Source organism: Actinobacillus indolicus, from assembly GCF_004519515.1.
GTDB classification, from domain to species: domain Bacteria; phylum Pseudomonadota; class Gammaproteobacteria; order Enterobacterales; family Pasteurellaceae; genus Glaesserella; species Glaesserella indolica_A.
Window position 1 is genome coordinate 1,154,073 of the sequence record NZ_CP038145.1, and the last position, 20,519, is coordinate 1,174,591.

20 protein-coding genes and 1 tRNA gene are annotated in these 20,519 nt (G+C 40.5%); 12 read left to right on the forward strand and 9 right to left on the reverse strand.

The window, feature by feature from the left end; genetic code table 11:
• Positions 1–77 precede the first annotated feature (77 nt).
• Positions 78–1,112, reverse strand: a complete 1,035-nt coding sequence (locus tag EXH44_RS05665) for a methionine synthase (protein ID WP_162856618.1) — start codon at positions 1,110–1,112, stop codon at positions 78–80.
• 22 nt (positions 1,113–1,134) lie between these two features.
• Positions 1,135–2,112 carry a DUF1852 domain-containing protein gene (locus EXH44_RS05670; RefSeq protein ID WP_162856619.1) on the reverse strand — a complete coding sequence of 326 codons (978 nt, stop codon included), beginning with the start codon at positions 2,110–2,112 and terminating at the stop codon, positions 1,135–1,137.
• Positions 2,113–2,367: 255 nt separating this feature from the next.
• On the opposite strand from EXH44_RS05670, the gene ffh reads away from it, so the two are divergent.
• From ffh to EXH44_RS05685, 3 genes are all read left to right on the forward strand, one after another.
• Positions 2,368–3,759 carry a signal recognition particle protein gene (gene ffh, locus EXH44_RS05675; RefSeq protein ID WP_162856620.1) on the forward strand — a complete coding sequence of 464 codons (1,392 nt, stop codon included), beginning with the start codon at positions 2,368–2,370 and terminating at the stop codon, positions 3,757–3,759.
• Positions 3,760–3,837: 78 nt separating this feature from the next.
• Positions 3,838–5,889 carry a capsular polysaccharide biosynthesis protein gene (locus EXH44_RS05680; RefSeq protein ID WP_162856621.1) on the forward strand — a complete coding sequence of 684 codons (2,052 nt, stop codon included), beginning with the start codon at positions 3,838–3,840 and terminating at the stop codon, positions 5,887–5,889.
• Positions 5,890–5,902: 13 nt separating this feature from the next.
• The gene (locus EXH44_RS05685) at positions 5,903–7,126 is read left to right on the forward strand and encodes a capsule biosynthesis protein (protein WP_162856622.1); all 1,224 of its coding nucleotides are present in this window, start codon (positions 5,903–5,905) and stop codon (positions 7,124–7,126) included.
• Here EXH44_RS05685 and rfaC read toward each other — a convergent pair.
• From rfaC to EXH44_RS05705, 4 genes are all read right to left on the reverse strand, one after another.
• Complete coding sequence (gene rfaC, locus EXH44_RS05690; RefSeq protein WP_162856623.1) at positions 7,123–8,103, reverse strand: lipopolysaccharide heptosyltransferase RfaC; 981 nt, start codon at positions 8,101–8,103, stop codon at positions 7,123–7,125. The genes EXH44_RS05685 and rfaC overlap by 4 nt on opposite strands.
• Positions 8,084–9,136 carry a lipopolysaccharide heptosyltransferase II gene (gene waaF / locus EXH44_RS05695; protein WP_162856624.1) on the reverse strand — a complete coding sequence of 351 codons (1,053 nt, stop codon included), beginning with the start codon at positions 9,134–9,136 and terminating at the stop codon, positions 8,084–8,086. Before waaF ends, rfaC begins: the two co-directional genes overlap by 20 nt.
• 8 nt (positions 9,137–9,144) lie before the next feature.
• On the reverse strand, positions 9,145–9,549 hold the full coding sequence (locus EXH44_RS05700; protein WP_162856625.1) for an MliC family protein: 405 nt from the start codon (positions 9,547–9,549) through the stop codon (positions 9,145–9,147).
• Positions 9,550–9,613: 64 nt separating this feature from the next.
• The gene (locus EXH44_RS05705; protein ID WP_162856626.1) at positions 9,614–11,035 is read right to left on the reverse strand and encodes a LysM-like peptidoglycan-binding domain-containing protein; all 1,422 of its coding nucleotides are present in this window, start codon (positions 11,033–11,035) and stop codon (positions 9,614–9,616) included.
• 275 nt (positions 11,036–11,310) lie between these two features.
• On the opposite strand from EXH44_RS05705, the gene EXH44_RS05710 reads away from it, so the two are divergent.
• The 5 genes from EXH44_RS05710 to ccmI all read left to right on the forward strand — a co-directional run bounded on the left by EXH44_RS05710 (position 11,311) and on the right by ccmI (position 14,591).
• A complete protein-coding gene (locus tag EXH44_RS05710) occupies positions 11,311–11,652 on the forward strand; it encodes a ComEA family DNA-binding protein (protein WP_162856627.1) in 342 nt (113 codons plus the stop codon).
• Between the two features lie 96 nt (positions 11,653–11,748).
• Complete coding sequence (gene asd / locus EXH44_RS05715; RefSeq protein ID WP_162856628.1) at positions 11,749–12,642, forward strand: archaetidylserine decarboxylase; 894 nt, start codon at positions 11,749–11,751, stop codon at positions 12,640–12,642.
• A gap of 46 nt (positions 12,643–12,688) precedes the next feature.
• Positions 12,689–13,228 (forward strand): DsbE family thiol:disulfide interchange protein, encoded by a 540-nt coding sequence (locus tag EXH44_RS05720; protein ID WP_162856629.1) that lies wholly within the window; start codon positions 12,689–12,691, stop codon positions 13,226–13,228.
• Between the two features lie 5 nt (positions 13,229–13,233).
• Positions 13,234–13,692: a cytochrome c-type biogenesis protein gene (locus EXH44_RS05725; RefSeq protein ID WP_162856630.1), complete on the forward strand. Its 459-nt coding sequence runs from the start codon at positions 13,234–13,236 to the stop codon at positions 13,690–13,692.
• Entirely contained in the window at positions 13,692–14,591 is a 900-nt protein-coding gene (gene ccmI, locus EXH44_RS05730; protein WP_162856631.1) for a c-type cytochrome biogenesis protein CcmI, read from the forward strand. The genes EXH44_RS05725 and ccmI overlap by 1 nt, the downstream gene beginning before the upstream one ends.
• Before the next feature lie 40 nt (positions 14,592–14,631).
• Here the strand turns inward: ccmI and tpx are convergent, their stop codons facing one another.
• Complete coding sequence (gene tpx, locus EXH44_RS05735) at positions 14,632–15,132, reverse strand: thiol peroxidase (protein WP_162856632.1); 501 nt, start codon at positions 15,130–15,132, stop codon at positions 14,632–14,634.
• Between the two features lie 154 nt (positions 15,133–15,286).
• On the opposite strand from tpx, the gene EXH44_RS05740 reads away from it, so the two are divergent.
• The 3 genes from EXH44_RS05740 (at position 15,287) to accA (ending at position 18,495) form a co-directional block, all read left to right on the forward strand.
• Positions 15,287–16,009, forward strand: coding sequence for a 1-acylglycerol-3-phosphate O-acyltransferase (locus EXH44_RS05740; protein WP_162856633.1), 723 nt, complete (start codon positions 15,287–15,289; stop codon positions 16,007–16,009).
• A gap of 1 nt (position 16,010) precedes the next feature.
• Positions 16,011–17,420 carry a multicopper oxidase domain-containing protein gene (locus tag EXH44_RS05745; RefSeq protein WP_162856634.1) on the forward strand — a complete coding sequence of 470 codons (1,410 nt, stop codon included), beginning with the start codon at positions 16,011–16,013 and terminating at the stop codon, positions 17,418–17,420.
• Between the two features lie 121 nt (positions 17,421–17,541).
• Positions 17,542–18,495, forward strand: coding sequence for an acetyl-CoA carboxylase carboxyl transferase subunit alpha (accA, locus tag EXH44_RS05750; protein WP_162856635.1), 954 nt, complete (start codon positions 17,542–17,544; stop codon positions 18,493–18,495).
• Positions 18,496–18,624: 129 nt separating this feature from the next.
• Here accA and EXH44_RS05755 read toward each other — a convergent pair.
• A tRNA-Thr gene (locus EXH44_RS05755) sits at positions 18,625–18,700 on the reverse strand.
• Between the two features lie 109 nt (positions 18,701–18,809).
• Between EXH44_RS05755 and pdxY the strand changes: the two genes are divergently transcribed.
• The gene (pdxY, locus tag EXH44_RS05760; protein WP_162856636.1) at positions 18,810–19,673 is read left to right on the forward strand and encodes a pyridoxal kinase PdxY; all 864 of its coding nucleotides are present in this window, start codon (positions 18,810–18,812) and stop codon (positions 19,671–19,673) included.
• On the opposite strand, the gene EXH44_RS05765 is transcribed toward pdxY, so the two are convergent.
• Complete coding sequence (locus EXH44_RS05765; RefSeq protein WP_162856637.1) at positions 19,670–20,473, reverse strand: sulfite exporter TauE/SafE family protein; 804 nt, start codon at positions 20,471–20,473, stop codon at positions 19,670–19,672. The two genes, pdxY and EXH44_RS05765, sit on opposite strands and share 4 nt — an antisense overlap.
• Between the last annotated feature and the right edge of the window lie 46 nt (positions 20,474–20,519).

The window sequence follows — 20,519 nt, forward strand, 5'->3', positions numbered from 1 at the left end:
GGGCGGGGTTTATCCCCGCCCGAATCTCATATCAGGGCTTACGGGCGGGGATAAACCCCGCCCCTACATAATAACCGTTATTTCCCAAGCAACTCCGCCCTTACAATCGAAGCCCCTTGGCTCAAGGCGTTGAGTTTCGCACGGGCGATGTGGCGTGGCATAGGTGCCATTCCGCAGTTGGTGCTTGGGTAGAGTTTGTCGGCATCAACAAATTGCAACGCTTTGCGGAGCGTATCTGCGACTTGTTCTGGCGTTTCGACTACGTTGGTGGCAACATCAATCGCACCGACCATTACGATTTTGCCACGCACTAATTCGAGCAAGTCCATCGGTACTTTTGAATTTTGGCATTCAAGTGAGATGATGTCGATGTTGGATTGTTGCAATTTCGGGAAGCTCTCTTCGTATTGACGCCATTCGTTGCCGAGCGTTTGCTTCCAATCGGTGTTAGCTTTGATACCGTAGCCATAGCAGATATGCACAGCCGTTTGGCACTTCAAGCCTTCCGCCGCACGCTCTAGTGCTGCAACACCCCAGTCGTTAAGCTCGTCAAAAAAGACGTTAAATGCAGGTTCGTCAAATTGAATAATATCCACGCCTGCCGCTTCTAGCTCTTTTGCTTCTTCATTGAGAATTTTGGCAAATTCCCAAGCTAATTTTTCACGGCTTTTGTAGTGACCATCATACAGTGTGTCGATCATTGTCATAGGGCCAGGTAATGCCCATTTGATCGGCTTATCGGTGTGCTGGCGTAGGAATTTCGCATCTTCCACAAACACAGATTTTGGACGGCGAACCGTTCCAACCACACTGGGTACACTTGCATCATAGCGATTGCGGATCCGCACGATTTCACGCTTGGTAAAATCCACGCCTTCTAAATGTTCAATGAAAGTTGTCACAAAGTGCTGTCGGGTCTGCTCGCCATCGCTAACAATATCAATCCCTGATGCATTTTGTTCCGCAAGAGCGATCAACAACGCATCACGTTTAGCCTGTAACAGCTCATCGCCACTGAATTTCCACTCAGACCAAAGTTTTTCAGGCTCAGCAAGCCAAAATGGTTTCGGCAGACTGCCTGCAGTAGAAGTAGGTAAAAGAATTTTGCTCATTATTTATGTTGTCCTTTATTCATTATTTTTCATTTAACCAAGCATCTAACACCGCTTTATAAGGCTTGATGAAATGCTCTTCAGTATATTTACCTTGTTGAACGGCAAGTTGAGCCCGTTCGACACGGTCATATTCGACTTTAGTCAGAGAATAATCTTTGCTCGTCAAGCTAGGTTTGTAAACCTGCCCCGCCACCGAGTTAGCGTTATATATTTCTGGGCGGTAGATTTTCTGGAACGCTTCCATAGTTGCAATGGTGCTGATTAGCTCAATGTTGGTATAGTCGTTCAGTAAGTCCGCTTTTTCATCAAAATAGAACGCATAGGGTGCGACGGATTTTGGAGGCATAAAGTAACGCACTTTCAAGCCCATTTTTGCAAAGTAGGCATCAGTTAATGAGTAGTCATTTTGTTCATATTCCACGCCTAAAATCGGGTGAACATTGGTTGTTCTGTGGTAAGTTCGAGTGGTTGCTACGCTCAAGCAGATCACTGGTGGCTTTTTGAATTGTGCAGTACATTCAGGTGAAGCCAGTAAATGTTTGAACAATTTGCCGTGCAGATCGCCGTAGCCTTCTGGCACGGTAAATTCAGATTTATCTTTGTTGTGATCGAGCAGTAACACGCTGAAATCGTAGTCACGCACAAAAGAAGAAAAGCTGTTGCCCACAATGCCGTCAATGATTTTACCCGTTTTTTTATCAATCACAGATGTTTTGAGCCATTCTAACGCTGAGAAAAATTTACCTGTACCTTCTACATCAATATCAATAGAAACAATATCCAAATTGACGGAGTAACGATCCGAAGTGGGATTATCCCAGTTCGCCAAGTCGTTAAAACGTTTATCGATCATTGCAATAGCATTTTGCAGGTTTTCTTTACGGTTCTCGCCACGGGCAAGGTTGGCAAAGTTGGTGGTTAAGCGAGTGCTGTTCGCTGGCTCATAGTTTTCATCAAATCTTTCAGTATGCACACGGCATTGGAATTGGGTTGTCATTCTGTTCTTCCTACTCATTTTGTTAAGATAATGTGAATTAAATCACAACTTTTGATTGAATAAAAATGATAGATTTTGGTGTTTATTATGAAAATTATTCAAGTTTAATAATGGGGATGATGTGGTGGATGTTGAGAAATCAAAGATTATGCAAAGATATAACTCCGCCTTCCACTCTTTTTTTGTATAATGCCAATAGTTCACCGCATACAAGCGGTCAGATTGAGCTAATATTTTGCAAATAGAGAAAAGATTATGTTTGAGAACCTATCCGACAGACTGTCTAAAACCCTGAAAAACATTACGGGGAAAGGGCGTTTAACCGAAGATAACATTAAAGATACCCTGCGTGAAGTGCGTATGGCGTTGCTAGAAGCCGATGTGGCTCTGCCTGTGGTGCGTGAGTTTATCAATAAAGTCAAAGAGCGTGCCATTGGTGAAGAAGTCAATAAGAGCTTAACACCGGGGCAGGAGTTCCTGAAAATAGTGCAAGCTGAACTTGAAAAAGCGATGGGTGAAGCAAACGAAGGGTTGAACCTTGCAACACAACCGCCGGCGGTAATTTTAATGGCTGGTTTGCAGGGGGCAGGTAAAACCACGTCTGTTGGTAAATTGGCGAAATTCTTAAAAGAACGCCATAAGAAAAAAGTGCTTGTGGTGTCTGCCGACGTTTATCGTCCAGCGGCGATTAAACAGCTTCAAACCCTTGCGGAAGCATTAAAAGTTGATTTCTTCCCGACAGAAACTTCGCAAAAACCGGTTGAAATTGCAGAAGCGGCATTGAAACACGCCAAACTCAATTTCTTTGATGTGTTAATTGTCGATACCGCAGGTCGTTTACACGTTGATGGCGAGATGATGGAAGAGATCCAGCAAATTCACTCGGTATTAAACCCGATTGAAACCTTGTTTACTGTCGATGCAATGACGGGTCAAGATGCGGCAAATACTGCCAAAGCCTTTAACGAAGCCTTGCCACTCACAGGGGTGATTTTAACCAAAGTAGATGGTGATGCACGTGGTGGTGCGGCGTTATCTATTCGTCAAATTACCGGCAAGCCGATTAAATTCTTAGGGGTTGGCGAGAAAACCGATGCCCTTGAGCCGTTCCACCCTGATCGTATCGCTTCACGCATTTTAGGTATGGGCGATGTGCTGTCGTTGATTGAAGATTTACAGCGTTCAGTCGATCAGGAAAAAGCCGAGAAAATGGCGGCAAAATTCAAGAAAGGCGATGATTTTACCCTTGATGATTTCCGTGAACAGCTCGTAGAAATGAAAAAAATGGGCGGTATGATGTCGATGCTTGATAAATTACCGGGGGCGAAAAACTTACCTGATCACGTTAAAAATCAAGTCGATGACAAAATGTTCATCAAAATGGAAGCGATCATCAATTCAATGACCCTGAAAGAGCGTGCCAACCCAGACATTATCAAAGGTTCACGCCGTCGCCGTATTGCATTGGGTTCAGGTACGCAAGTGCAAGATGTCAATAAACTGCTCAAACAGTTTGACGAAATGCAACGTATGATGAAAAAAATGCGTAAAGGAGGTATGGCAAAAATGATGCGTGGAATGAAAGGTATGATGGGTGGTGGTCTTGGTGGCTTAGGCGGATTGGGTAGCATGTTTGGGCGTAAATAGGTTTTAAATAGGTGGAGTCTTCCACCTTTTTTCATGGGCTACAAGCGGTCAGATCTTCTCTATTTTTTGCAATTTATTATGAACATAACATCGTTAATATTTTCCCGTGGGATTTTAAAACTTCCCGCATTACAGGCTTTTTTACCAGAACATCGAATCATCGCATCGACGTTCTTTCAATCACCAAAAGGGATTCAAAATGTGATTGGCTGGGGAATGCGTCCTTCTACAGTAAAGGCTCGCCAATATGCTGAACAGCATCAGTTGCCTTATATTGCCTTAGAGGATGGCTTTTTACGTTCTCTAGGGCTTGGCGTTGAAGGCTACGCCCCTTTTGCTTTGGTTTATGATGATGTGGGAATTTATTACGATACGACACGTCCTTCTCGTTTAGAGCAGTTAATTTTAGCAAATCAAGTTGATGCTCATTTGCTGGCGGATGCGGAGAAAGCGATTAGTCTGATCAAACAATACCGTCTATCTAAATATAACCATGCCTTAGATTTTCAGGAAATGACACCAAAAAGCAAAGAGCGTGTATTAGTGGTAGATCAAACCTTTGGCGATATGGCAGTAAAATATGGTCAGGCAGATGAACAACATTTTAAACAGATGCTTGAGACGGCCATTTCAGAAAATCCACAGGCTGAAATCTGGGTGAAAACACATCCTGATGTGTTGACAGGCAAGAAGAAGGGATATTTAACGGATTTAGGCGCATATTCAGAACGTATTACGCTATTTACCCAAGATGTAAATCCTCCCTCTTTATTGGAAGTTGTAGATAAAGTTTATTGTGTCACATCACAGTTAGGTTTTGAGGCATTATTATTTCAAAAACCTGTGGTAACCTTTGGTGTGCCTTGGTTTGCAGGTTGGGGAGTGACAGATGATCGCCATCCCAATGTCCGTTCATTAGGTGAACGCCGTCAGCCCCGCAGTGTGTTGCAACTGTTTATCGCCAGTTATTTGCAATATAGCCGTTATATTGATCCAAATACTCAACAATCGGGCTCTATTTTTGATGTTATTGACTATCTTCATCGAGCAAAATTACTTAATCAACGTTTAGCAGGAAATCTCTATTGCGTTGGAATGTCATTATGGAAGCAAGCCGTCATTAAACCGTTTTTTAAATTACCCTTATGTCGCCTCCATTTTGTCTCTTCGCAAAAAAAACTGCAAAACCGACCGCTTGTAGATAATGCGAAATTATTAGTTTGGGGGGCAGGTAAGCCAGAATTACATACCTTTGCGCAACAACAAAATCTGCCTATATTACGGATGGAAGATGGCTTTATTCGATCTGTTGGGTTAGGTTCGAATCTTGTTGCACCACTATCTTTAGTGGTAGATGATTTAGGGATTTATTTTAATGCGGAACAGCCTTCTCGCTTAGAGCAAATCTTACAGCACCAACGCTTTTCTTCTCTAGATATTGATAATGCAGAGCAGATTAAACAACGTTTAATCTCTGAACATATAGGAAAATATAATGTAGGTAGTCACGGATTTATGTTAAAACAGACCGAGAAACGTACGATTCTCGTGCCTGGACAAGTAGAGGATGATGCTTCTATTCGTTTAGGATCGCCAAAAATTAAACGAAATCTTGATTTATTGAGCAAAGTCAGAGAATTAAATCCAGATACTTATATTATTTATAAACCGCATCCAGATGTCGTAAGTGGTAATCGTGTTGGGCATATCCCGACTGAAAATGCGTTGAAATTCGCAGATGAAATCGTTGAAACTGCAAATATTTTAGATTGCATTATGCAAGTTGATGAGATTCATACCATGACATCACTTGCTGGATTTGAAGCCTTGTTGCGTGGAAAAATTGTGCATTGTTATGGTTTACCGTTTTATTCAAATTGGGGATTAACACAAGATCAGTTACAATTAGAAAGAAGGGCGCGTAAATTAAGTTTAAATGAACTAATTTCTGCGGTATTGGTCTATTATCCGCTTTATGTTGATCCTCAGAGAAAGCAATTTATCAATGCGCAAGGTGCGATTCATATTTTACAAAAACAAAAATTGTTACAAGTAAATGACGGCATCAAACGCCCTTGGATCGCAAAACAGATGGGTAAATTAAAACAACTTTATCAGACATTACAATAATTATAGGTGAAGAATGGTTCGCCATTATTTAGACGAATTAGTGGATTCCTCAAAGAATATCTTGTTGTTACAAGGTCCTATTGGTTCATTCTTTTATGAATTCTCTAAATGGCTACAAGCGCAACATAAAACTGTATTTAAAATTAATTTAAATGCGGGAGATCAGCTTTTCTACCCACAAAGCGAACCTAACACATTTGCCTATCGAGAAAGTCTGATTGGATTTTCCTCCTTTCTCGAAACCTTTTGTTTAGAACATCAGATCGATAATATTGTCTGTTTTGGTGATAACCGAAAATATCATCGTATTGCTAAAAAAGTAGCAAATCATCTTAACATTACATTTTGGGTGTTTGAAGAAGGGTACTTCCGTCCACATTACATTACTTTTGAGAAAGGTGGCGTCAATGCATTTTCACCTTTGCCAACATCTATAGATTTTTTTCAGCAATTTGAGGGAAAATTCCCAACAATTCCCGCGCCTAAATCAGTCGCAAAAGGTTTTATGCCAATGGCTAAACTAGCGATGCAATATTATTTCAGTAGCTACTATTGTCGCCATAAGTATCCCAAATATGAGCATCATCGTATTTTAAATACACTCTACTATGTCAAGCTCTGGATCACATCAGGGATAAAAAGATTACATTATTATATTTATGATCACTCTTTTGCACGGAAAGTTGAGCAAGGGAAATTTGGCGACTTTTTTATCGTCCCTCTGCAAGTGTATGATGATAGCCAAATTCTTGTACATAGTGATTATGAAAGTGTTGAGGCCTTTTTAAGAGATGTTTTAGACTCTTTTGTACAAGATGCGCCGAAGCATTTAAATTTAATTGTAAAACACCATCCTATGGATCGCGGTTTTATTGATTACGGTGTAGTAATTGATGAATATTGCCGGAAGTATCCTCAGCTCAAAGGGCGAGTTTTTTATATTCATGATGTGCCAATGCCTGTTTTTTTACGTCATGGCAAAGGTATGGTTACACTCAATAGCACGAGTGGTTTATCTGGTTTATTACACAATATGCCAGTAAAAACATTAGGTCGAGCGAATTACGATATGGAAGGCTTAACATATCAAGGTTCGCTTAAAGAGTTCTGGTCAAACCCTACTTCGCCTAATGCTGAACTCTTTGATTCTTACCATAAATTTCATTTAAGTAAGACCCATATTAATGGGAGCTTCTATAATGAAGTGATTCTGCGTTATCCATATAATAAGGGCTAGGGGTTAAAATCGCCCTTTAACAAAGGCATTAGATGATAGAAAATATGTTTAGGTAAAATATTTTCCATACCTTGCTGAGTAACGTAGCACTGTTCTTTACCATAAGCGCCAATCAATTTCGGATCCGTTGCGCCATATAAAATAACATTCGGCTTATCCAAAGCAGCTGTTAAATGGCTCAAGCCTGTATCCACAGAAACCACGGCTTTTGCCCCTGCAATTTCCAGAGCGAGTTCTGCTAATGTAAGTTTAGGCAGAACCTTAACCAACGGCGATACTTGGGCAAGCCTTTCCGCTCTTGCTTTTTCTTTGTCGTTTCCCCAAGGCAGATGTATTGAAATGCCTTGATCGCTCAGTTGTTTTAGTAACTCAGCCCAATAGGCTTCTTGCCAATGTTTATCTTCTCTGGTTGTGGCGTGAATAGCGACAATGTAAGGGTTGCAAGCGGTCGAATTTGCAAGATTTTTGGCAAATCTATCCGCTATCCCATAATCGCCAATCGTAGTTGGTAAATCATAGCCAAGAGCCATCGCGAAGAGTTTTCGGATACGTTCAACGGCGTGTTGTTGATAGGGAATGTCGAAAGTTTTATCGTAAAAACAACTACTTAATCCTTCTCTTGCACTCTGTTTATCATAACCATATTTTGTGCCGTTAGCTAAATGCGTAACTAACATAGCACTTTTTAATAAGCCTTGTGCATCAATAATGGCATCATATTGTGTGGCTTGCAGTTGTTTTTTATAGCTTTTACACGCTTGCCACGTTTGAGCTGAAAACAGATTTTTCCGCCAATGGCGAATGGCGATAGGAATAACTTGATTGACTGCACTATGCCATTTAGGAATTTCAGCAAAAGGTTGTTCCACCACCCAATCAAATTGAACATTAGGAATGGCTTTTTGAGCATCGGTCAATGCAGGCAATGTGTGGATCACATCGCCCATTGAGCTAGTTTTAACAATGAGAACTTTCATTTAATAACTCGTTTAACTTGTCCAACACCATTTCAGGTTTAATATCGATCAAACTTTGATGATAACCGTCTTGCCCTTCGCCTTTGCGAATCTTGATTAAACCGCCTTCAATCAAACGGATAATTGCCGCAGATTTAGAGAGCGGTGGCGTATACTGTGGGCTAGTTGGGCCGTAGAGCGCAACTAGTGGTCGGTTAAGGGCAGCAGCAATGTGCATTAGCCCCGAGTCGTTGCTGACTACGGCTTTGCAATCCGCAATTAAATCAACAGCTTGATTTAAATCCGTTTGCCCTGCAAGGTTGATGCAGTAGCGTTGTAAGGCTTCAGGCAAGCTATTGCGAATTTGCTCTCCGACTTCTTCATCTTTTTTCGAACCAAATAAACGTACGGAGTAGCCTTGTTCAATCAGTTTTTGAGCCAGTGTTGCGTAGTGGTAATGAGGATAACGTTTCGCAGGTCCAAATTCTGCACCCGGGCAGAAACCAATTGCTTCACGGTTTTCGGCATATTCAAACTGTTTGGCAAAATGTTGTTTGGTTTGTGCAATTTGCTCGCTATCGACTTGTAAGTAAGGATAGGCAATCGGTAAGTTTTCTGCTGTTGGGATTTTACCTTGATCAAACGCAAGCGCTACATAGCGTTGCACCATCATTGGATAGTCGTTTTTATTAGTGCGTAAATCGTTGAGAAAACCGTAACGCATTTCGCCTTTCCAGCCACGACGTTGTGGAATTTTCGCAAACAGCGGAATAAAGGCTGATTTCAATGAGTTAGGCAGAACGATTGCCATATCGTACTGATTTCGCAAATTTTTGCCTAAATCGTACCGCTTGCATAACGCAAACGAACCGTGACCGATGGGCATTGAGATCGCTTTGCGAACTTCTGGCATACGAGAAAGTAATGGGCGACACCAGTCGGGCGCCATCACGTCAATTTGGCAATTTGGATAATTGGTTTTGAGCTGTTGATAAAGGGCGTGGGACATCATCATATCGCCGACCCAAGAAGGTGCAATGACTAAAATATTCATTGTAATTCCTATTTTTTAACACAGTTTTCTGCGAGTACTTTATTTCTATTGTCGCGTAGTTTCCATTTGCCACTAAAATCTTCTGACCATACCCAGCGGATATTGCTATATTTTTGGCTTTTTTTCGTGACGACCGAAGATAAGGTATGTGTTGTTTGGGCAAAGGTTAAATGAATAGCTTTCTTTTTTGTATTATCTGGTTCAATGGTGACTATTTTTTTATTGTCACATTGATATTTAATAATAGATTGATTTTTTACTTTGACAATCGTATTACTTTTATCTGGTTCAGGTAATGTTTGTTTTTGTTCTACTTGGGCTACGGGAGACATGCTAGATGGCGTACAAGCAGTAACGAATATCCCACACGTTGATATGAAAAGAATTGCGTTTAATTTCCCTACATTTTGCATACTATTCTCCTTTTTATCTTATTGAGAAAAAAGGCAACGTGCCTTGCGTTGCCTTTATTTTTAATTATCTGAATGTGTAGCTACCATCTGCTTGACGCGTGTATCGACCTGCGCCAATAACCATTTCAGCTACGCGATTATTTTTATCTAATCTCACCGTCACTTTTTCACCCACTTTTAGGTTGCTTACGGCGCCATTCACTTTACTCATCGCATTTACGTCTGAAATGTTTAAGTTATTGTCACGGAAGACCTGCATTAGAGATACACCTTTCGGTACCGTTAAGGTTTTGCTTGCAACAACACCGCTAGCCGCTGATGTTGCAGGTTTAGCGGTCACAACTTCTGCTTTAGGTTTTTCTGCTGTTGTTACTTTTTCTGCTTTCACTTCCGCTTTTGGTTGTGGCGCTGGTTTGATTTTCTCTACTTTTTTCTCGGTAGTTTGCGCTTTCTCGGTTTCCGCTTGATAAATCACACTGCCACTCGATGTAGGTTTTTTAACTGGCTCTACAACAACAGGTTTATTGGTAATAGGTTTATTCACAACAGGCGTTGTTTTCTCCACGCTTGGTTTTGCTGTTTCAACGGCTGGCTTAGCTGGTACAACAGGCTTCACTGCAACTGCTGGCGTTGTGTCTTGAGCTGGAGCTGTTTGCGTTGCTTCTGTTGTTGTCACTGGTGTTGATGTTGCTGGCGTTTGTGCAGATGGTGTTGTTGTAGTTTCTGCCGTTGTTTGTGTATTCGCTACTTGCTCATTTGTTGCTTGTTGTGTCGCTTGTGCTTCTTGCATTGCTTTTGCTTCTTCTTCCGCACGTTTAGCTTCTGCTTCATCAACTGGACGGAATTCGATTGGTAAGCTGTTGCCTTGTTCTTGTAGTTGTTCTACTGTTTCTGGTGTATTTGGTTTAAGTAAAAAGAATACCAACAACAGTGCTAATGCCAATAATCCGACTAAGATCAGGCGACGATATTTAGATGGCACTTTATTAAGTGCTGGTTTTTTTGCTTCTGGTTGAGGTTGTGTTGGAATTACACGCTCAATATTGTTTGTATTCATTGTTGGTGGTACCGCTGTCGTTTGTTTTAACGTTTCTGTTGTTGATTTAGGCTCTGTTTGAACACTTTTTGGTTCGGTTGAAGCCTGCTCTTTTAATGCGCTCTGTGCTGGTTTTTCTTCCGTAACCGGAGCAAAGGCAAATCCTGCATTTTTTATGGTTGCTGGAGATGTCGCAGGTTCTTTTGTCGCATCTGTAATTTCTTCTTTGGTTGATGTTTGTTGCTCTTCCATTGAGGCAAATGGTGTTGATGCATTCGTCGGACGCTTCATTACTGGTGTAAATGTGTGTCCTGGTGATTTGGTTGAATGTAAAGAAAAGTTAAGCTTTGGGGCGCTTTCTTTTTCTTCATGATTGATAGCTGCTGTATTTTCTACCGTTTTAGCTGGTTCACCGAAAGTAGGTTCTTTGCGCATATTTTGTTGGCTCATAATGATTCCAAGTAATAGTTTAAAAGGAGTAAAAATAAATCTATTTTAAAGGATTTCTTTTTTATCAGCATCAGATTTTCTAAAAATTTATGTAACAAGCGGTAAGTTTTATCTATTTTTTGCAAATTAACGCTAAAAACCAAAGTTTTGTTTTGTCGAATACTTTTTTCTATTTTTTCGATCTCTGTCGAAAAATACATTTTTGCTCATTGCAGGCTTTTTGTCTGGTTTGTAAGGTATGCGGGCAATTTAAACCAACCTTAAAGGAGCAATTTATGAAAAAACTCTCTCGCTATACATTCGGCCTTTTACTTGGACTTTTCTCTGCAACCACATTTGCGGAAGAAAAAATGACTACACCAACAGAACCTACGCCAGTAGTGACAGAACAAGTCGCAACAACACAAAAAGTAAATGTGAATGTTGTCAATATCAATACCGCTACAGCCGCAGAAATCCAAGATAAGTTGGTCGGTATTGGGGCGAAAAAGGCACAAGCGATTGTGGAATATCGTGAGAAAAATGGTAAGTTTTTAAATGTTGAACAACTGACTGAAGTTTCTGGTATTGGTAAAGCAACTCTTGAAAAAAATCGTGATCGAATTGTGATCGAATAATCATCTACTGGGGCGAATCTTTTTTCGCCCCTACTCATTTTTCCTTGTGTTTGCTATACTTTGCTCCCTTTATGTTATTAATTATCGGATATAGCAATGCAATTAAGATCCTACCCAGCGCCAACTTACGCACAACGTGCCAAAATCGCGTTTCAATATATGATGCCACAGCTGTACTTAACCCAAGCAGCGGGCTGGCTTGCGGAACGTAAATGGGGAGCAATCACTCATTTCATCATCAATGTTTTTGCGAAAAAATACCAAGTCAATTTAGCAGAAGCAGAAAAAACCAAGGCTTCTGATTATGCGTCATTCAATGAATTTTTTATTCGCCCATTAAAAGAGAATGCTCGCCCAATTAACCAAGATCCGCAAGCACTCTGTTTACCTGCGGACGGTCGAGTGAGTGAGTTGGGTAAAATTGAAGAGAACCAATTATTACAAGCGAAAGGCCACCAATTTAGTTTAGAAACCTTACTTGCTAATGATCTTAATCTGGCAGATAAATTCAAAAATGGCAATTTTATTACCACTTATTTATCGCCAAGAGATTATCATCGTGTGCATATGCCTTGTGATGCTACCTTGCGTAAAATGATTTATGTGCCTGGTGAGCTGTTTTCGGTCAATCCATTTTTAGCCGAACACGTTCCAAATCTTTTTGCACGTAATGAACGTGTGATTTGTGAATTTGAAACGGCATTTGGGCCTATGGTGCAAATCCTTGTAGGGGCAACTATTACTGCCAGTATGAGTACTGTTTGGGCGGGCGTAATCAATCCACCAAGAGCAAAAGAAGTGACGGTTTATGAATATCTCACCACAGGCGAAACCGCAGTACATCTGAAAAAAGGGCAAGAAATGGGGGTATTTCGTTTAGGCTCTACGGTGATTAACTTGTTCCCGAAAGGTGCCGTGGAGTTGGAAGCTCACTTAAAAGCCGGTGAACCAACCAAAATGGGTGAACGTTTAGGTAAAATCAATCTCTAAAAGTGGGGCGTTCATATACGCCCTTTGTTATGTGTAAGGAAAACAGATGAAAGCCAAGCTACTTATTCCACTGATTGTTTTTTTAGGGTTAATTATTACCTTTACTATTCAGCTTCAACGCAATGCCAATGGGGAAGATCCCAAAGCTCTTGAGTCTGCACTCATAGGTAAAACGATCCCTGAATTTAAGTTAGAGTCGTTATACGAAGCAACACAGATGTTAGATTCATCTGTAGTTAAAACAGGAACGCCACGCTTGTTAAATGTATGGGCAACTTGGTGTCCAACTTGTTTTGCGGAACATCAATTTTTAACTGTTCTTGCTAAACAAGGGATTGAAATTGTCGGGATAGATTACAAAGATGAGCGTGCTAAAGCCTTAAAATTTTTAAAAGATTATGGTGATCCTTACAAAGCCATTGTTTATGATCCAAAAGGCTCTTTAGGGTTAGATTTAGGGGTTTATGGTGCGCCTGAAACCTTTATTATTGACGGTAACGGCAAAATTCATTACCGCCACACAGGTGATGTGAATGAAAAAGTGTGGAATGAAGTGCTAAAACCCATTTATGAGAAATTGAAGTAATGGCTATGAAGAAATTATTTGCACTCTTATTGCTTGTCCCTGCATTAAGTATAGCTTCGACGGATATTCAGCAGTTTGATAATGCACAGCAAGAATCCGATTATCGTGCATTAATCCAAGAACTACGTTGTCCTCAATGTCAAAATAACAATATTGCAGATTCAAATGCAACCATTGCGACGGATATGCGTAACAAGACCCTTGAGCTATTGAAACAGGGTAAAAGCAAAGATGAAGTCGTGGGTTATATGGTGGAACGTTATGGTAATTTTGTGACCTATGATCCACCGATTACACCAGCGACTATTTTACTCTGGCTTATGCCGTTATTATTAATTGGAATCGGTTTAGGCATTATGTTTAAACGTAAAAAGCGTGTACAAGCGGTCAGTTCTGAGCAAAAAAATGCAAATGTGATCGACAAAGCTCGTCTTAATCAAATTTTAAATGAAAGGGATAAATAATGAATTTTTGGATTTTAATCACGGTTATTACGCTGATTATTGGCGTGGTGGCGTTCTACCCTTTATTAAAACAACGTCAGCAATTAAGCTCACAAAAGCGAGATAATCTCAATAAAGCCTTCTATTTTGATCGTTTGAAAGAAGTAGAACGTGAAGTAGATGAAGGGGTGATCGAAGATAAAGAGCAAACCACGTTAGAGTTACAACAAAGTTTATTGGATGATATTCCTGAACAACAGGCTAAAAAAGTGGTGGAGGCAAAGAGTCATCTAGGTAAGATTTGGTTTATTGCTTTGATTTTGTGTATCGGTGGTATTAGTGCGGGTATTTATTGGAATGTCGGTTCGTGGTTTAGTGGCACCATGCTTGAAATGAGCCACAAAAAGCTAGATTATTTTTATGAGCGGATTAAAACGGAAGAAACCGATCCACTTTCTGAACAAGAGCTCAATCAGTTTGCGATGGCACTACGTGTCGAGTTACAGAATAATCCACAAGATGATAAATCATGGTTTATGTTAGGTCAGGTTGGAATGGCGCTGGATAATGGGCAATTAGCCCTTGATAGCTTTGCCAAAGCGAGCAACTTAAAACCAGAGAATACTCAATATAAACTACGCCATGCGGAAATTTTACTGTTCTCTGAAGATCCAAAAGATAAATCTCAAGGTGAGCAACTGCTTAAAGAAGTGATTCGAGTCGATCATACCAACACCAATGCCTTGAGTTTATTGGCTTTCCGTGCATTCGAACAGGAAGACTATAAAATGGCGGCAATGACGTGGGGAATGATGTTGAAGTTAATGCCTGAAGATGATCCGAGACGTGAAACCATTGAGCGAAGTATTCAGTCAGCATTATCGATGATAAAAACGGACAATAAAGAAAATCAGAAATAAAAATAAAAGAGCAAGTTGAAAAACTTGCTCTTTTTACATCTTATTTTAATACTGCTAAAGCAGCTTCATAGTTAGGCTCTTGTTTGATTTCAGGCACTAATTCACTGTGTAGTACCTTATTATTTTCATCTAACACAATTACCGCACGTGCTGTTAAACCCGCTAATGGACCTGTTGCAATATCAACACCGACTGCTTGGTGGAATGCTTTATTACGGAAGGTTGATAAGGTTTGTGCATTCGCAATGCCTTCTGCACCACAGAAACGTGCTTGTGCAAATGGAAGGTCAGCTGAAATGCAAAGTACAACGGTATTGGCTAATTCAGCCGCTTCTTTGTTAAATACACGAACTGAGGTTGCGCAGATACCTGTATCAATACTTGGGAAAATGTTTAAGACTTTACGTTTTCCCGCAAAATCTGAGAGTGATACATTTTCTAAACCATTATTCACTAATGTAAAATCAGACACAGAACTACCCGCTTGTGGGAATTGACCTGCAACTTCGATAGCATTTCCTGCTAATGTAACTTGGCTCATAATGACTCCTATGTGGTTAAAAAACTAGTGCAATATAACGATTTATTAACAAAATGGAAATGAATTTTAGTAATATAGTTTATGCTTATCTTTTTGGCAAATGGGGACATCTCAGCTATACTTTATCTAAATTTCTTTGATTTAAGGTTTTAACATGTTAAAGCTTCTTCGTATTATTTTTGTGGCTGTATTAGCCATTCTAATTAGTCTTATTGGCACAATTTATGCATTAATCCGTTTCCGTCATCCGAGTAGTGTTGGCGTTGTTGCTCGTATGTTTGGTGCTTTACATCGATGTCTTGGGATTAAACTGATTACGCGTAATTATTCGGGCTTTGATAAACCTGCGATTTATATCGGCAACCACCAAAATAACTATGATATGGTAACGATCGCTTCAATGGTTCCACCGAGAACGGTGAGCATTGGCAAACGCAGTTTGATTTGGATTCCTTTTTTTGGCTTAGTATATTGGGCAACGGGGAATATTTTTATTCACCGTGAAAAACGCAGTAGTGCCATTAATACGATGAATAAAGTCGGTGAGATTATTCGTGATAAACAGATCTCAGTATGGATGTTTCCAGAAGGTACGCGTAGCCGTGGGCGTGGGTTGCTACCTTTTAAAACAGGGGCGTTCCATACGGCGATTGCGGCAGGTGTGCCGATTGTGCCGATTGTCTGTTCAACGACCCATAATAAGATTGACTTAAATCGTAAGGATAATGGCGTAGTGATTTGCGAACAATTAGAACCGATTGATACGTCAGGTTATGATCGTGAAAATCTCAAAGAACTAATCGAAAAATGTCACCAAATTATGCAAGCTAAAATTGAACAGTTAGATCAAGAAGTGGCTCAATTAGAACGTAAATAATATGAAACTTTCTCGCCGTCAATTTTTACAACGTTCCGCTTTTGTCGGTGCTATCTCTTTAGCTCCGACACCATTGTGGGCAAAAAATCGTACTGCCTTAACGATTCCTCCTATTATCGAAGTAGGACGCGGTCGCCCTGTAAGATTAGATTTTAGAACCGCACAGACTCAGTTTGATAAAGGCAAATTGGTTGATGTATGGGGCGTAAATGGGCGTTATCTTGCCCCAACGGTGCGAGTGAAGTCAGGCGATTTTGTTAAACTCACCTATACCAACAATCTTCCCCAAGCGTTGTCTATCAATATTCAAGGCTTACAGGCAACCACCGAGATGATCGGTTCTATTCATCGTAAAATGGAGAAAAATAGCAGTTGGTCGCCAATTTTATCGGTCAATCAACCCGCTTGTACCGCATGGTATCATGCCGATACGATGTTGAATTCGGCGTTCCAAGTTTATCGTGGCTTGGCTGGTTTATGGATTATTGAAGATAACGAAAGCCGAAAAGCATCATTGCCAAATAAATATGGCGTGAATGATATTCCCTTAATCTTGCAAGATCAGTTGATTAATAAAGATGGCGTGCAAGTGATTGATACTCAAGCGAACCAATTCTTTGGGAAACGCTTATTTGTCAATGGGGTTGAATCACCTTATATGAATGTGCCGAGAGGCTGGGTGCGTTTGCGGATTGTGAATGCTTCCCTCTCTCGTCGTTATGATTTACGTTTAGATAATGGTAAGCCGTTATATTTGATTGCAACGGGGATTGGATTTCTAGCTGATATGGTTGAAATGGAACATATTCCCCTTGCACCGTCGGAACGAATTGAAGTTTTAGTGGACTTAAATGAAGGGGGAAATGTTTCGTTAATCAGTGGCAAGAAGCGAGATTTTTTTGATGAAGTTGGGCAATTGTTCAAAGATAACAACGAGTTAAAGGATAATGTGGTATTAGAGCTTCGTCCAGAGGGTCTGCCTTCAGCATTAAATGTGACCCCCAAACTTCCTCCATTTAATGTGGAAGAGTTTAACTTAAAAATTACCCAAGAACGCAAAATCAATCTCCGCCCACAGGATCGTTTAATCAATCAGCAACGATTTGATCCTAAACGGATTGATTTCACGGTGAAAAAAGGCTTGGTGGAACGTTGGTATTTAACCACAACGGAAGCGGTAGGTTTTAGCTTACAAGGTGCGAAATTTATTGTGGAAACGAAAAATCGTCAGGCTGTGCCTCACAAACAGTTGGCTTGGCGAGATTGTGTATGGTTAGAACCAACGCAAGAAACCACATTGTTGGTTAAGTTTGAACATATAGCCTCTGAGCAACAGCCATTTACCTTCGGGGTATCCGATTTAATGTTACGAGATCGTGGTTGTATGGGGCAATTTGCTGTTACGGAATAGCATTAAGCGGTCGGATCAGCGAGAAAATTTGCAAAAAAATGTGGAAATCTTACCGCTTGTGTCGCATTCGCTGATAGAATACAGCGATTTTTATTTCCGCCGAAACAGATAGGAAAAAATTATGACAACAGAATATTTAGATTTTGAATTGCCGATTGCTGAACTTGAAGCAAAAATTGAAGCATTGCGTTCCGCCGTAGGTAATGACAACAAGATCAGCCTCGATGATGAAATTGCACGCTTACAGAAAAAGAGTGAAGAATTAACGAAGAAAACATTCGCAGATTTAGATGCGTGGCAAATTTCTCGTATGGCTCGCCATCCAAGTCGCCCTTATACCTTAGATTATATTGAGCGTATTTTTACCGAATTTGATGAACTTGCTGGCGACCGTGCTTTTGCAGATGATAAAGCGATCGTTGGCGGTATTGCACGTTTAGATGGTCGTCCAGTGATGGTAATTGGACATCAAAAAGGGCGTACCGTGAAAGAAAAAGTGAAACGCAATTTCGGTATGCCAGCACCAGAAGGCTACCGTAAAGCCCTTCGTTTAATGCAGATGGCAGAACGTTTCAATATGCCGATTATCACCTTTATTGATACACCAGGAGCATATCCAGGCATTGGTGCAGAAGAGCGTGGACAGTCAGAAGCGATTGCACGCAACTTGCGTGAGATGTCCACCTTAAAAGTGCCTGTTATCTGTACGGTTATCGGCGAAGGCGGTTCAGGCGGTGCGTTAGCGATTGGCGTGGGCGATAAAGTGAATATGTTGCAATACAGCACCTATTCGGTGATTTCCCCTGAAGGTTGTGCTTCTATCTTATGGAAAAGTGCTGAAAAAGCCTCAACCGCTGCGGAAGTGATGGGCTTAACCGCACCTCGCCTAAAAGAACTTGAGCTAATTGATAATATCGTACCAGAACCATTGGGTGGTGCGCATCGTAACTTTGATGAGATGGCAGCAAACTTGAAAAAACGTCTCATTGAAGATTTGGCGGACTTAGATCCACTTGATGCGGAATCATTAACAGATCGTCGTTATCAACGTTTAATGAATTACGGCTACGTTTAATTTCTTATTTTGATGAAGCGGTAAGATGAAGGCAAAATTTTGCAACTCTCTTACCGTTTTCTTTTTGTGAAGCATAAGAAGAAAAGTAAAAAAGTGAATAATCGATTTAAGTGATGAAATAGAAATAAATGGTGCCGACTACCGGAATCGAACTGGTGACCTACTGATTACAAGTCAGTTGCTCTACCTACTGAGCTAAGTCGGCATAGGACAAGATGTCTTGGAAAGAGTGCGCATTTTAGCGATTTTCTCTCTTCTTGCAACTATTTTTTAATTCACAACGTAAAATTTTACCTGAAAAGGAGTTTGATTTAATGAAAAATGTACTATCCATTCAATCTCATGTTGTTTATGGTTATGCAGGTAACAAAGCGGCGACGTTCCCAATGCAATTATTAGGCATTGATGTTTGGGCGTTAAATACGGTGCAATTTTCGAATCATACACAGTATGGTAAATGGAAAGGGATGGTTGTGCCTAAAGAGCAAATTGGTGAGATTACTCAAGGCATTGCGGAAATTGAGGCATTACATGAATGCGATGCGGTGCTTTCTGGTTATATCGGGGCTGCGGAGCAAGGTGCGGAAATTTTGGCTTGTGTTGAGCGTGTGAAATCTGTAAACCCAAATGCCATTTACTTTTGTGATCCTGTCATGGGGCATCCAGATAAAGGGTGTATTGTTGCACCTGGGGTAGCAGAATTTTTACGTGATGAAGCCATGGCGAAAGCAGATATCATCGCGCCGAATTTGGTGGAGTTGCGAGAACTTACAGGCTTGGCAGTAGAGAATTTTGAACAGGCTCTTGAAGCCATTAAGTTTATTCGCAGTAAAGGGGTTAAGCGTGTATTGGTAAAACACTTAAGTAAAGTTGGGCAAAATCCTTCTAAATTTGAAATGGTGTTAGCAAATCAAGACGGCATTTGGCATATTAGTCGCCCACTTCATGAATTTGTCGCAAAAGATCCTGTGGGCGTAGGTGATTTAACAAGCGGTTTGTTTTTAGCAAATTTACTCAATGGTAAGTCAGATTTAGAGGCTTTTGAACATACTGCAAATGCGGTCAATGATGTAATGAGCGTAACTCAACAAAGCGGAAAATATGAGTTACAAATTATTAAAGCTCGCGCATTGATTGTTGAGCCACAAAGCCAGTATAAAGCAGTTAAAATCGCTTAACGGAAAAGTTGTAATAACAGCATATAAATGGCAATCGTTAATAAAATGATTGCCAGTAATTTTTGCATGGTTTGTGGTTTTAAAATGCCACGTAATTTCATTGAAAAGAAGCTGGTCATAAAAGAACAGCTCACCACAATAGCGACAACGGTGAAATTCACATACCCCACTTGCCAAGAGTTTTCTAAATAGACAGGTGGGGTTTTGCTTAGATAGCCATATAAATTTCCTAATCCACCGATAATCATCATATAGTTGCTGTATGCGGCAATCTGATGGTTTTTTACACTTGGCAATAAACTGATCAGTGGTGCCATAATCGAACCACCGCCAATTCCCGTCATTCCAGCAACACTTCCCCCGAATACACAGACTGAAATGCCTTTGATATGCTCTTTTATCGGGCGACAAGCGGTCAGATTCCCTGATTCTTTTGCAAAAAAGAGACGTAGTGCTAATACCAAAAGTGTGATAACAAATACAGCCACAATTAACCAATTCGGTACAAAGAAACTGGCTTCAAACCCTAACTGTACACCAATAATCATGCCAATAGACCAAAGAAGTAGGGATTTGATGTTAATAGAGACTTGTTGTTTATAAAAATAAATCAGGTTGATCGTCGCCGTTCCCATTACCGTCATCAGTGACGTGGCCGCCACCATTTGTAGAGGAAATTCAGGAAATAGCGTGTGCAAAATCGGCACCATTAAAACGCCACCACCAATACCAAAAAGGGCGGACATGAGATTAGTCAGTATGCCGCAAGCGATTAGAATGAAAATCGTAGTGAGAGTCATCTTCTTCTCCCGATTGAAAAGCATGAAATGTGTTGGCGTTATTATG

What these genes read in the sequence shown, in the direction of transcription:
- EXH44_RS05665 (WP_162856618.1), bottom strand. Translation starts at nt 1,112, where the DNA reads ATGAGCAAAATTCTTTTACCTACTTCTACTGCAGGCAGTCTGCCGAAA.
- EXH44_RS05670 (WP_162856619.1), bottom strand. Translation starts at nt 2,112, where the DNA reads ATGACAACCCAATTCCAATGCCGTGTGCATACTGAAAGATTTGATGAA.
- ffh (WP_162856620.1), top strand. Translation starts at nt 2,368, where the DNA reads ATGTTTGAGAACCTATCCGACAGACTGTCTAAAACCCTGAAAAACATT.
- EXH44_RS05680 (WP_162856621.1), top strand. Translation starts at nt 3,838, where the DNA reads ATGAACATAACATCGTTAATATTTTCCCGTGGGATTTTAAAACTTCCC.
- EXH44_RS05685 (WP_162856622.1), top strand. Translation starts at nt 5,903, where the DNA reads ATGGTTCGCCATTATTTAGACGAATTAGTGGATTCCTCAAAGAATATC.
- rfaC (WP_162856623.1), bottom strand. Translation starts at nt 8,103, where the DNA reads ATGAAAGTTCTCATTGTTAAAACTAGCTCAATGGGCGATGTGATCCAC.
- waaF (WP_162856624.1), bottom strand. Translation starts at nt 9,136, where the DNA reads ATGAATATTTTAGTCATTGCACCTTCTTGGGTCGGCGATATGATGATG.
- EXH44_RS05700 (WP_162856625.1), bottom strand. Translation starts at nt 9,549, where the DNA reads ATGCAAAATGTAGGGAAATTAAACGCAATTCTTTTCATATCAACGTGT.
- EXH44_RS05705 (WP_162856626.1), bottom strand. Translation starts at nt 11,035, where the DNA reads ATGAGCCAACAAAATATGCGCAAAGAACCTACTTTCGGTGAACCAGCT.
- EXH44_RS05710 (WP_162856627.1), top strand. Translation starts at nt 11,311, where the DNA reads ATGAAAAAACTCTCTCGCTATACATTCGGCCTTTTACTTGGACTTTTC.
- asd (WP_162856628.1), top strand. Translation starts at nt 11,749, where the DNA reads ATGCAATTAAGATCCTACCCAGCGCCAACTTACGCACAACGTGCCAAA.
- EXH44_RS05720 (WP_162856629.1), top strand. Translation starts at nt 12,689, where the DNA reads ATGAAAGCCAAGCTACTTATTCCACTGATTGTTTTTTTAGGGTTAATT.
- EXH44_RS05725 (WP_162856630.1), top strand. Translation starts at nt 13,234, where the DNA reads ATGAAGAAATTATTTGCACTCTTATTGCTTGTCCCTGCATTAAGTATA.
- ccmI (WP_162856631.1), top strand. Translation starts at nt 13,692, where the DNA reads ATGAATTTTTGGATTTTAATCACGGTTATTACGCTGATTATTGGCGTG.
- tpx (WP_162856632.1), bottom strand. Translation starts at nt 15,132, where the DNA reads ATGAGCCAAGTTACATTAGCAGGAAATGCTATCGAAGTTGCAGGTCAA.
- EXH44_RS05740 (WP_162856633.1), top strand. Translation starts at nt 15,287, where the DNA reads ATGTTAAAGCTTCTTCGTATTATTTTTGTGGCTGTATTAGCCATTCTA.
- EXH44_RS05745 (WP_162856634.1), top strand. Translation starts at nt 16,011, where the DNA reads ATGAAACTTTCTCGCCGTCAATTTTTACAACGTTCCGCTTTTGTCGGT.
- accA (WP_162856635.1), top strand. Translation starts at nt 17,542, where the DNA reads ATGACAACAGAATATTTAGATTTTGAATTGCCGATTGCTGAACTTGAA.
- pdxY (WP_162856636.1), top strand. Translation starts at nt 18,810, where the DNA reads ATGAAAAATGTACTATCCATTCAATCTCATGTTGTTTATGGTTATGCA.
- EXH44_RS05765 (WP_162856637.1), bottom strand. Translation starts at nt 20,473, where the DNA reads ATGACTCTCACTACGATTTTCATTCTAATCGCTTGCGGCATACTGACT.